The 12,004-nt window shown below is 73.6% G+C and carries 1 protein-coding gene (only partly in view); it reads right to left on the reverse strand.

Annotation, left to right across the window (positions count from 1 at the left end):
• Window positions 1-12,004, reverse strand: partial view of an LEPR-XLL domain-containing protein gene (locus tag ASF43_RS01895; RefSeq protein WP_056175873.1) — the 3' end only. It continues 17,465 nt past the right edge of the window; the window shows 12,004 of its 29,469 coding nt (coding positions 17,466-29,469); its start codon lies beyond the right edge, outside the window; it ends in the stop codon at window positions 1-3.

Below are 12,004 nucleotides of genomic sequence, written 5' to 3' on the forward strand. Positions count from 1 at the left end.
CTACAGGAAAAAGCCAGGGGGTGGCGTGGTGCTGGCGCGTGGCCCGCTGCCGGCGCCGGCCCCCTGGCCCGCGGCCGGCGGCAGCGGGTTCAGGAAGGCCTCGATCCAGTTCATGGCGGGCCTGGCCGCCGGCGCGGGCACGGGCAGCAGGTCCAGGTACTTGTTGCCCCAGTCGATGGCGTTGGCCGCCGAGATCCAGCACGCGATGGCGGGCAGCAGGTGCGGCCGCGCCGGCGTCACCACCACCCATTCCATGCTGCCGAAGGTGATGCCCTGCGCCATGCCCAGCCCGGTGATGGTGTTGCTGCGCACGCGCGCCGCCGTGGGCACCGGGTTGCCCGAGTCGTCCACGTGCATCACGTCGAAGCCGCCGTCGCCCGTCACGGTGACGGGGCCGGCCAGCACATTGGCGCGCCCGCCCAGGCCCGGGGCCTTGCTGCCCAGGCTGATGAAGTCGTTGCCCAGGCCGCCGCTGACCACCAGCACTGCGCGCGAGGCCCGCACGTTCACGACATCGTTGCCGGCGTTGGCGCCGATGCGCAGCTCGCCCGCGTTGGCCGCCGTGAGCGTGATGCTGTCGTTGCCGGCGCCCGTGTCCAGCCAGGTCTGGCCGGCGTGCGTGCCGGTGATGGTGACCTTGTCGGCCCCCTGGCCCAGCTTGACGCTCACCACCTCCAGTGCGCCGTAGGCCACGCCCTGGGCCATGCCGAAGCCGGTGATGCTGCCCGCGCCCAGCGTGCCGGTATTGGCCGCCTGGTCGCCGGTGTCGTCCAGGAACAGCGTGTCCTTGCCCGCACCACCGTCCAGCGTGATCTGGCCCGCCAGGTTGTTCAAGGTGCCGCCGGTGGGCGTGCCTGGGCCGATGGGCGTCGTGCCGCTGGCAAAGACGATGCCGCCGCCCGGCGTGGCCAGGTGGAAGCTGTCGTCGCCGGCACCGCCGTTGACCGTGATCGGCGCGCCCGAGGCCCGCAGCTGCACGGTGTCGTTGCCGGCACTGGCGCTGATCGTCAGCACGCCTGCGTTGGCGGCCGTCACCGTCACGGTGTCGTTGCCCGCGCCGCTGTCCAGCGCGGTCTGGCCGGCGTGCGTTCCGCTGATGGTGACCATGTCGGCGCCGCTGCCCAGCTTCAGGCTCACGCTTTCCAGCGAGCCGAAGGTCAGGCCCTGCGCCATGCCGAAGCCGGTGATGCTGCTGGCCGTCAGCGTGCCGGTGTTGGCGGCCGTGTCGCCCGCGTCGTCCAGCAGCAGGCTGTCGCTGCCCGCATCGCCCTCGACCGTGACCCTGCCCGCGATGCCGTTCAGCGTGCCGAGCCCGGAGGCCAGCGGCGCGAACAGCTGGACCAGGTCGTCGCCCGCGCCCGCGCTGACCGTGAGCGCGCCCGTGGTGGCGCGCACCTGGATGGTGTCGGCATCGGCGCCGGTGGCCACCCCCAGCGCGCCCTCCGTGCCGGCGATGGCGACCTGGTCGGCGCCGCCCGCGGTCTCCACCTGGGTCAGCCCGGCGTGCGTGCCGTTCACCGCGAGCAGGTCGGCCCCGGCGCCGAGCTGCAGGCGCAGCGTCTCCACGCTGGCGTAGGCCAGGGGAGAGGCCAGGCCGAAGCCGCTGAGGCCGGTGGCCGTGAGCGTGCCGCTGCGCGCGGCCGTGTCGCCGCTGTTGTCCAGCACCAGCGCGTCGCTGCCTTCGTCGCCGCTGGCGCTGACCGGCCCGCGCAGCGCGGCCAGTTGGCCGTTGCCCGGCGTCGCGTCCGTGCTGCCCAGGCGCAGCGTGTCGTCGCCCTGGCCGCCGCGCAGCGTCACGGCGCCGCCCGCGGCGCCCACGGCCAGCAGGTCGTTGCCGGCCTCGCCTTCCAGCGCCAGGGCGCCGCTGGTGCCCAGCACGGTCACGCGGTCGTCGCCGGCACCGGCCTTGACGGTGGTGCTGCCGGCATGCGTGCCTTCCACGCGCACCGTGTCGGCACCACCCAGCGTGTTCAGGGCCAGCGCCTCGAAGCCGGCATAGGCCGCCACGTCGAGCGCGCCCAGCGCCAGGCTGCCTGCGCGCAGCACCGCGGTGTCGTCGGCCTCGCCCAGGTCCACGCGCAGGCTGTCGCTGCCGGCGCCGCCGTCCACCCGCAGCGTGCGCACGCCGGTGCTCGGTGCATCGATGGCGATGCTTTCGCCGCGCGCGCCGCCACGCAGGTCCAGGGTGTCCACGCCCGTGTAGCGCAGCGTCTGCTGGCCGCCCACGGTGCCCACGGTGGCGTTCTGCACGCTGCCGAGCAGGCCGCCCGTGTCGCTGGCGGTGACCAGCAGCGCGTCCTGCTGGCCGCCGGCTGCCAGGTCCATGGTAAGCGCGCGGCTGCCGAAGCCTTGCACCGTCACGCTGTCGTTGCCCGCGCCCGTGTCCAGCCGCAGCACGGTGGCGGCCACGCCGCCGTCCGTCAGCGTCACGCTGTCGTCGCCGCCGCCCGTGGCGACCCGCAGCTCGCCGATGCCGCCCATGGCCGCGACGGGGCTGAACGCGCCGCGCTGCAGGCCGGTGGCGCTGAGCGTGACGATGTCGTCGGCACCGTCCAGCGTCCACGACAGGGTGTTGGCGCCCGCGCCGCCCTGGACCGAGCCCGTGACCTGGTCGTTGCCGTCGAACACGAATGCGTCGTTCTGGTTGCCGCCCACCAGGTGCTCGACGCCGCTGAACTGCAGCGTGCCGTCGATGTCGCCCGCGTCGATGCCGGCCAGGGTCCAGACATGCTGCGCGTTGGACGCGGCCAGCGTGTCGCTGGCCGCGCTGCCCTGCAGGCTGGCGACACCGGCGAACTGGCCCAGCACGCCGGCCACGGTGCCGCTGCCGGCGGCCGTCATCGTCACGGCGGCGCCGGCCGTCCTGCCGCCCAGGTCCAGCAGAGCCTGGCCGCTGCCCGTGGCCGTGCCGGCCAGGCGCGCCGCGTCGTTCGCGAAGCCGAAGCGCTGGCCCGCGCCCGTGGCGGTGGCGTTCTCGATGCCGTCGAAGGCGGTGAGGGCCGGCACGCCGTCTGCCGCGCCGACGGTGCCCGCGCCTGCGCCGTCGAAGGTCCACACCGCGCCGCCGGTGAGGCTGTCGTTGCCGCCGTCGCCGTGGATGTTCACGCCCGTGATCCACTCCGGCAGGTCGCTCAGCGTGAAGCTGTCGTTGCCCTCGCCGCCGTGGAACGTGAGTTCGGTCGTGCCCGTGAGGTCGAAGCTTTCGGCAAGGCCGGTGTCGCCGTAGCGGATGGACAGCACGGCGCCGTCCACCGTCACGCTGTCGTTGCCGGCCGAGAGCTGCCAGGTGCGGTGCGGGTCGCGTGCGATCGGTGTCGCGATGACGGACTCGATGCCGTCGTACACCACGCCCTGCGCCATGCCCAGGCCGGTGACGGTGGTGGCCGTCACGGTGCCCGGGCGCGGCTCGGCACTGCCGGTGTCGTCCACGCGCAGCGTGTCGCGGTCGGCACCGCCGTGCACGGTCACCAGGCCGGCGATGCCGCTGGCCAGGCTGCCCGACAGGGCCGGTGCCAGGCTGCCGAGCTGGATGCTGTCGTTGCCCGCGCCGCCGTCGATGACCAGGTCGGCCTGCGAGGCACGCACGCGGATGGCGTCGTTGCCGGCGCCGCCTGCGATCATGAGCGCGCCGGCATTGGCGGCCAGCAGCGTCACGGTGTCGTTGCCGCCGCCGCCGTCCACGCTGGTCAGGTCGGCGCTGGTGCCGGCGATGTCCACGGAGTCGGCCGCGCTGCCCAGCTTCAAGGTGAGGGCTTCCAGCGTGCCGTACTGCACGACGCCCTGCGCCATGCCGAAGCCGGTGATGGCGGTGGCGCCCACGGTGCCGCTGGCGGCTGCCGTGCTGGCCGTGTTGTCGAGCACGAGCGCGTCTTCGTCCGCGTCGCCCTGCACGCGGACCGGGCCAGCCACCAGGGCCAGCGTGCCGCCGCCCAGCGTGACGAGGTCGCGGCCTTCGCCGCCGCCCAGCGTCACGGCGCCAGTATTGGCCTGCAGCGTCAGCGTGTCCGCGCCGGCCTCGCCCTGCACGTCGAGCGCGCCGGTGGTGGCCAGCACGCGCACCGCGTCGGCGCCGCCGCCGGCCAGCACGCGTGTGCTGCCGGCGTGGGTGGACGCGATGGCAAGCACATCGTCGCCATCGCCCAGTTGCACGGTGAGCAGTTCCACCGCGGTGTAGGCCAGGCCCGCACCCAGGCCCAGGCCGGACAGGCTGGCCGCGCCCAGGCTGCCCGAGCGCGCCGTGGCCGCGCTGTCGCCGGCCAGGATCTGCACGGCGTCGCTGCCGGCCTCGCCGGCCAGCGTCACCGGCCCCGTGATGCCGGCCAGCCCGGCGTCGGCGCTGCCGAGCGTGAACGCGTCGTCGCCGTCGCCCCCCAGCAGGCCCAGCACGGCGCTGCTGGCCGCCACCTGCAGTGTGTCGTGGTCCGCACCGGTGGCGATGTCCAGCCTGCCGCTGGCCCCTTGCACCCGCACCGTGTCGTTGCCGGCGCCGGTGTCGATGGACGTGCTGCCGGCTTGCGTGCCGCGCACCGTCACCGTGTCGGCGCCGGCCGCGGTGCGCAGGTCGAGCCGGGCGAACCCGGCAAGGGCCAGGTCCAGCCCGTCGGCCGTCAGCACGGCGGCATCCAGCGTGACCTGGTTGTCGGCCGCGCCCAGGTCGACGGCCAGGCTGTTGCTGCCCGCGCCACCGTCGGCGCGCAGGTGCTGCACGCCCAGCGTGGGCAGGTCGACCGTGATGCTTTCGTCGCGCGCGCCGCCGCGCAGCTCCAGCGTGTCCACGCCGGCATAGGCCACCTGGCCCAGCCCGTCCGCCGTGCGCACGGTCGCGTTCGCCGCGCCGGCCAGCAGGCTGCCGGTGTCGCCGGCCACCACGACCAGCCGGTCGCGCTGCCCGCCGGTGGCCAGCGTCATGCCCAGGGCGCGGGTGCCGAAGTTCTGCACCGTGACCGTGTCGTCGCCGGTGCCCGTGTCCAGCACCAGCAGTGCCGTGGCCACGCCGCCGTCGGCCACGGTGACGCTGTCGTCGCCGCCGCCCGTGGCGACGCGCAGCTCGCCGATGCCGCCGAAGCTGGCGACCGGCCGCAGGCTGCCGCTTTGCAGGCCGGTGGCCGTGAGCGTGACGGCATCGGCCGCGTCGCCCAGCGTCCAGCCCAGCACGTTGCTGCCCGCGCCGCCCTGCACCGAGCCCGTGACCTGGCCGGCGCCGCTGATGGCGAAGGTGTCGGCCTGGTTGCCGCCGACCAGGTTCTCGAAGCCGGCAAAGGCCAGCGTGCCGTCCAGGGTGCCCGCGTTGACGCCGGTGATGGCCCAGGCATGGGCGGCATTGGCCGCGCCCAGGGTGTCGGCAGCGGCCGAGCCCACCACGCTGCCGACGCCGGCGAAAGCGCCGACCACGCCGGCCACCGTGCCCGCGTTGGCACCGCCGAGGTTCACCGCCACGGCCGCGCCGCGCGCGCTGAAGTCCAGCGCCGCGGCCGTGCCGCTTGCCGTGCCCGCCAGCGACGCCGTGGCGTTCAGGAAGCGGAACTGCTGGCCCGCGCCGCTGGCCGTGGCGTTCTCGATGCCGTCGAAGTTCACGAGGTCGGTCACGCCGTCGGCCGCGCTCACCGTGCCGGCGCCAGCCGCGTTGAAACGCCACAGCGCCCCGCCGGCGATGGTGTCGGTGCCGCCCTCGCCGTGCACGACCAGCGAGGTGATCCAGTCGGGCAGGTCGGCCAGGTTGAAGCTGTCGTTCCCCGCGCCGCCGTTGAAGGTGAGCTGCGTGTAGTTGCGCAGGTCGATGTTCTGCAACGCGCCGCCGTTGATGCGGATGCCGAGCGTGCTGCCGGCGATGGTCACCGTGTCGTTGCCCGCGCCCAGGTTCCACACGCCGACCGGGTTGGCCACCGTGGGCGCGGCGAAGTTCTCGATGGTGGCGTCGTAGTCCACGGGCTTGCTGCCCACGTCGAAATGCCAGGCCGTGCCAGGCGAGCCCGCGGGCACTTCGAGCGTGTCCAGGTTCTGCGGGGCGGGCAGGCCGCCGCTGTCGTGCACCAGCACGCGGGTGGCGCTGCTGCCGGCCAGCACGCGGTAGATGTCGCCATCGGCGCCGCCGTCCAGCAGCACGCGCTGCGCGCCGCTGTCGTACACGGTGAGCTGGTCGGCACCGGCCAGGCTGGCGACGGACAGCACCTCCATGCCGGCGTAGTTCAGCACGCTGGTGCCGAGCTGCACCACGTTGTTGTTGACGCCGAAGACATCCGCCCCGGCCGTCCCGTTCACGGTGAGCTGGTCCAGCGCACCGCCGGCGTCCGCCAGGCGCACCGCGTCGAACGCGGCGGCCTCGATCTCGAAGCTGTCCGAGCCGGCGCCGCCGTCCAGCACGGCCTGGCCCGTCCAGCGCTCCACGCGGATGCGGTTCACGCCCGCACCGCCCGTGATCTGCGCCTGCGCGATGCCGGCCAATTGCACCAGCTCGCCGTTGCCGGCCGTGAGCCGCGCGGTGTCCAGCGTCCAGTCGGTGTCGAAGCTGGCGGCCACGCTGTTGCTGCCCGCGCCGCCATCGATCAGGAAGCGGCCCTGCACCTGCGTGTAGGTCGGCGGCGTGCCCGGCCCGGGCACGAAGCTGCCCACTGCCGTGGGCGTGAGCTGGTCGCTGCGCAGCGTGACGGCGTCGTTGCCCGCGCCCAGCGTGAAGGTGAGGTTGCGCAGGCCGTAGGCATTGATGCCGGCCGCCGCGACCGTGATCGTGTCGTCGCGCGCGCCGGTGTTGACGGCCACGCTGGCGATGTCGAAGAAGCGCAGGTCGGCGATGGCCCGGCCGCCCACGGTGCCGCTCAGCGTGTTGGCCTTGGCGCCTGCGATGAGCTGGGTCTGGTCCTCGATCACGGTGACCGTGGTCGGGGCCGACACCGAGCGCACGAAGGCCGTGCCCGTGCCGGCCGTGTCGATGGCCACGCCCGGCCGGCCCAGGAGCTGCGGCGCGCCGATCAGCGCGTTCTGGCCCGAGACGGCCACCGCGTAGCCCACCATGTCGCCCGCCTGGCTGTCGCTCGGCGTGAGCTGGCTGGCCGGGTTGGGCTGCGTCTCCAGCACCCAGCCGATGCCGGCCAGGCGCAGGCTGTAGGCCGCGCCGCGGTTGGCGTCGCGGCCCGACGCGCCCGCCACCAGCAGGCCGTGGTCCAGCGCCACGGCCGAGCCGAACTGGTCGCCCGCCACGGCGCCGGGTAGCGTGACGGTGCGCTGGTTCTGCCAGGCCGCGCCGCTGCGCTCCCAGCTGTGGACGGCGCCGCGGTTGCCGCTCGCGCCCGGCGTGCCGACCACGGCCACGCCGTTGCTGGTGTCCACCGATGCGCCGAAGCGGTCGCCGGCCGCGCCGGTGACGCCGGCCGTCAGCGTCTGCTGCAGCGTCCAGCTGCTGCCGACCAGGCCGTAGCTGCCGACCGCGCCGCGGCTGGCGTTGGCCGTGGGCGCGCCCACGAGGATGACGCCCTGGTCCATCGCCACCGCGCTGCCGAAGCCGCCGGCCAGCGTGCCGCTGCCCGTGAGCGTCTGGCCCGCTGCCCAGGCCTGGCCGTTGAAGCTGTAGACCACGGCCTGGTTGATGCCGGCCGCGCCGGCCACGGCCAGGGGGCCGAAGACGTCCACCGCCGTGCCCAGGCGCGCACCGGCCGCGCCCGTGGCCGTGCTGCGCAGCGACCAGTCGCTGCCCAGGCGTTGGTAGAAGTAGACCGCGCCGGCACCGGCGCCCTTGTTCGCCGCGCCGACCACCAGGCTGTTGCCCGAGACCGCCACCGCGCCACCGAACTGGTCGTTCTGCACGCCGTCGCCGGCCTGGAGCACGGTGGCGTCGGACCACTGGCCGTTGCCCAGCGCGGTGTAGACGAAGACCGCGCCGCGGCCGTCGTAGTCACGCGCGCCGACCACGGCGGTGTTGCCGTCGATGGCCACGGCCGCGCCGGCCTTGGCCGTGACCACGGCAGCAGGCGTGAGCTCGGCGCCCACCGCCGTCCATGCCGCGCCGCGCTGGCGGAAGTTGTACAGCGCGTTGCCGATGGCGTCGGTGTTGGCCGTGCCCGCGACGTAGAAGCCCTCGCTCACGACCTGCGCGCCGGCGCCGAAGCCCAGCGTGGCGCGCGTGTCCACGGCCATGGTGCGCGTGGCCGTGTCGTAGCGGTAGCCCGTGAGGTTCAGGCCCAGGTAGCTGCCCGTTGCGCTGTAGACGGCCATGCTGCCCGCGCCTGCGGGCTGGCCGACCAGCAGCCGGTTGCCGGCCAGGTCCAGCACTTCGTTGCCGCCGTTGAACGCGGTGCCGCCGGTGGGGTTGGCCAGGTTCACGCCGGCATTCCAGGTGGTCGCGCTGGCACGGGTGTAGGAGGTGAGCGTGCCGTTGGCGCCGCCGATGGCGAACAGGTTGCCGGCGGTGCTGACCAGCTCCGCGCCCTGGCCCACGGGCACGGCAATGATCTGGCTCGCGCGCAGCGGGTTGTCGGTCATGCCGCCCACGGTGGCAGACCAGGCGGCCGTCTCCGCGGCGCTGAGGTCGTAGGAGACGATGCGCGACTTGCTGTCCGCATTGCCGGGTGCGCCCAGCACCACCTTGTCGCCCACGATGTCCACCGCCGTGCCCCACTGGGCGCCGGCCAGCCTGGTGAAGGTCGCCTGCTCGATCCTGGTGCCGGGGATCGGCCGCGTGCTCGCCACGTAGACGCGGTCGAAATCGGTGTTGCCGCGCTCGTCGCCGGGGATGGTGACGTTGATGGCCGTGTCCGTGTCGTTGGCGTAGATCAGCGCGCCGACCCACTCGAAGTCCTCGGTGTCCGACAGCATGACCACGGTGCGCGGGGCGATCCGGATCGACGTGATGTTCTTGTCCGTCACGTTGGTGTCGAAATCGATCTGCATCTGGTTCGTGTAGGTGCGCCGATTGCCGTTGTCGTTGATCTCCACCCAGAACGGGCCGACGTCGGTGCCGACGAACACCTTCTCCACGTCATTGCGGAAGGTGCTGCGCAGCGTGTAGTTGGCCGTGCCCGTGGCGACGCTGGTCGACGTGCGGCTGCGCACCGTGTCCTGGTCGCGGGCCGATGCGGTGAAGCCGGACACCAGCGTGCCCGAACCGTTGTTGTAGATGAAGCCGCTGCCGACCGTGGTCTCGCCGTCGTCCGGGCCCGGCACGTCGGCGAACGCCATCACCACATGCGCGCCGATGGTGCCGGTGGTGCCGAAGGTGATGTCGGTGAAGGTGCTGTAGACGCCCTTGTAGGCGCCGGCAGCGCTCTGGTCGGCGTTGAGCGTGTGGGCCGTGAAGGGCCCGCCGGTGGTGGTGACGGTGCTGGGCAGCACGATGTTGCGCACGTAGGACGTGACCAGCGGCAGTGCCGCATCGTCGGGCATCAGCAGCTTGTCCGGGTCCCAGAACGCGCCACCGAAGACATAGGTGAAGGCGCCGCCGGTCTGGCCCAGCGGCAGCGCGTAGGCCGGGTCGGCCTGGCCGGCCGACTTGTAGTTGGCCGTGGCCCCGGGCATGCCGATCACCACGCGGTTGCCCGAGATGGCCACCGCCTCGCCCCAGCGGATGCCCGTGGCGCCTGGTGCCAGGGTCTGGAAGAAGGTCCAGGTCTCGCCCCCGGCATCGCGCCGGTACATGTAGACGCGGTCGCTCTGCGGGGCGCCGACCACCATCCAGTTGCCATCGACATCGACGTCGGCACCGAAGCCGTTGCCCGTCTCGCCAGGCGGCGGCGTGATGGTCTGCGCCAGCCGCCAGTACAGGCCCTCGTTGATGTAGACGTGGATGCTGCGGTCCGCGGCGTCGCCCACGAACAGGCTGCGCGAGGCGGCGTCGTAGTGCGTCGCCGCACCGTAGCGCGAGGCCGTGGCCGTCGCGTTGGCCGGGTCGGCCAGCGTCTCGGCCCACAGCGACGCATTGGTCGCCGCCGGCAGGGCGCCGCTGGTGGCGAAGGTGCGCACACCGCCCACGTCGGGCCGCAGCAGCGTGCTGCCGGCCACGTCGTTGCGCCCCGGCATGCCCACCACCAGCCGGCCGCCCGCGACGGCCACGCTGGTGCCGAAGCGGTCGGCCATGTTGTAGGGTGCCACGACATCGGTCGATGCGCCGGCCGGCGCCACGGCGCCCAGGCGCCCGTCGCCGGTGGCGCCGGTGCTGCGCACCCAGCTCGCGCCGTTGCCGCTGCCCTGGTCGGGCAGCTGCATGAAGACATAGGCGGCACCCACGTCCAGCGCCGTGCCCTGGTCGTAGCCGGGCGTGCCCACGGCCACGTAGTTGCCCGACAGCGACACGCTGTCGCCGAAGCGGTCGCCCGCGCGGCCGTTGTTCGCGGCCTCGGCTTCGGGCAGGCCGGCGTCGGCCGTGAGGCGCGCCACGCGCGTCCAGGTGCCACCGGCGTTCTGGAACACGAAGACGCGGCCCTGGTCGTTGCGGTTGTCGGCCACGCCGTCCCACAGTGGCGCGCCCACCACCACGCGGCTCGCGTCCATGTCGATGGCATGGCCGAAGGCTTCGTTGGCGTCGGGGTTGGAGGGCGTGAGCTGCGCGCTCTGCGACCACGTGGCCCCCGTGCGCGTGTACAGCACCACGTTGCCGCCACTGGCGCTCTGCGGCGTGCCCACGGCCAGCTGGTTGCCGAAGATGCTGACCGCGAAGCCGAAGTTCGCGTCTGCCGTGCCGCCGATGGCGATGCGCTGCTGCTGCGTCCACACCGCCGCGCCGGTGCCGGCCGCGATGCTGCGCGTGAAGACATAGGCCGCCTCCTGCGCCCCCGTGCCGCCGGCCGCGCCCACGACGATGCTGTCGCCGCTCACGTCCACGCTCTGGCCGAAGGTCTTGCCGGCGGCCCCGTCCAGGGCCAGCAGGCGCGCCTGCAAGGCCCAGGCCGTGCCGGTGCGTGCGAACACGTAGGCCGCGCCGGCATTGGCACCGCCCGTGTCGTCCAGCGCGGCGCCGACGACCAGCGTGTTGCCGTCGATCGCCAGCGACGCACCGAATCCCTGGCCGCCGCCGTTTTGCAGGTCGGGCGCGTAGAGCTTGGCCTGCTCGACCCAGGCGCTGCCGCTCCAGCCGTAGACGAAGACCACGCCGTTCTGCGCGTTGCCATCCAGCTCGCCGCCCACCGCCATGGTGTTGCCGTCGGCGCTCAGGGCCACCACCTTGCCGGTGTGGCGCGTGTCGGCCGCCACCGGCTGCGCCAGGCTGGTGTCGCGCGACCAGCTCACGACGCCGTCCACGGTCAGCGTGTGCAGCACGAGGTTGGTCAGGTTCAGGTCGGCCACGTTCACGCTGTCGACCAGCAGGTCGGCGGCGGCGTCCGTCGGCGTGTTCACGTTGAAGCTGGCCAGGCCATGCACGACGAGCGGCTCCACGCCCGAGAACGCGATGCGGTTGCCGCCCACCAGCACCTCGCCGGCGCGCGCATCGATGCCGCTGGGCGTGAAGCTGCCGCTGGCCCGGCCGTCGCCGGCCACGCGCAGCGTGTCGCCCAGGCTGCCCTGGTTGCCGCCGTTGAAGGCCAGGTTGGCCGTGCCGTTGGGCACGCCGGGTTCGAAGTCGGCGAAGAACAGGTCGTCGCCGTCCTCGCCGTTCAGCGTGGCCGTGAAGCCGCGGTTGTCGAAGCCGTTGGCGATGTTGAAGGTGTCCTTGCCGGCGCCGCCGTAGACGGTGGTGCCGAAGCCGTAGACGCTGCTTTGCAGCTGCACCACGTCGTTGCCGGTGCCCAGCGACACGGCCAGGTTCTCCACGCCCGTGCTGCCGACGTTCAGCGGATCGATCACGCCGTTGCGGCTCAGCACGACCTGGCCCGCGGCCGTGACCACGAGGTTGGTGTTCGCCGTGGTGGCGGTGTCCAGGTACTGCACGCGGTCGGCGCCGTCCTGCCCGTTCACGGTGACCGGGATGCCGCGCGGGCCGTCGGCCGTGTGCGTGCTGCTGGGATCGATCAGGAAGCTCGACAGCGAGAAGCCGCCCGTGGCCACGGGCGCGCCGATGTTCACGGTGTCGTTGCCCGCACCG

It is taken from the genome of Pseudorhodoferax sp. Leaf267 (assembly GCF_001422405.1).
Classification (GTDB): Bacteria; Pseudomonadota; Gammaproteobacteria; order Burkholderiales; family Burkholderiaceae_C; genus Pseudorhodoferax.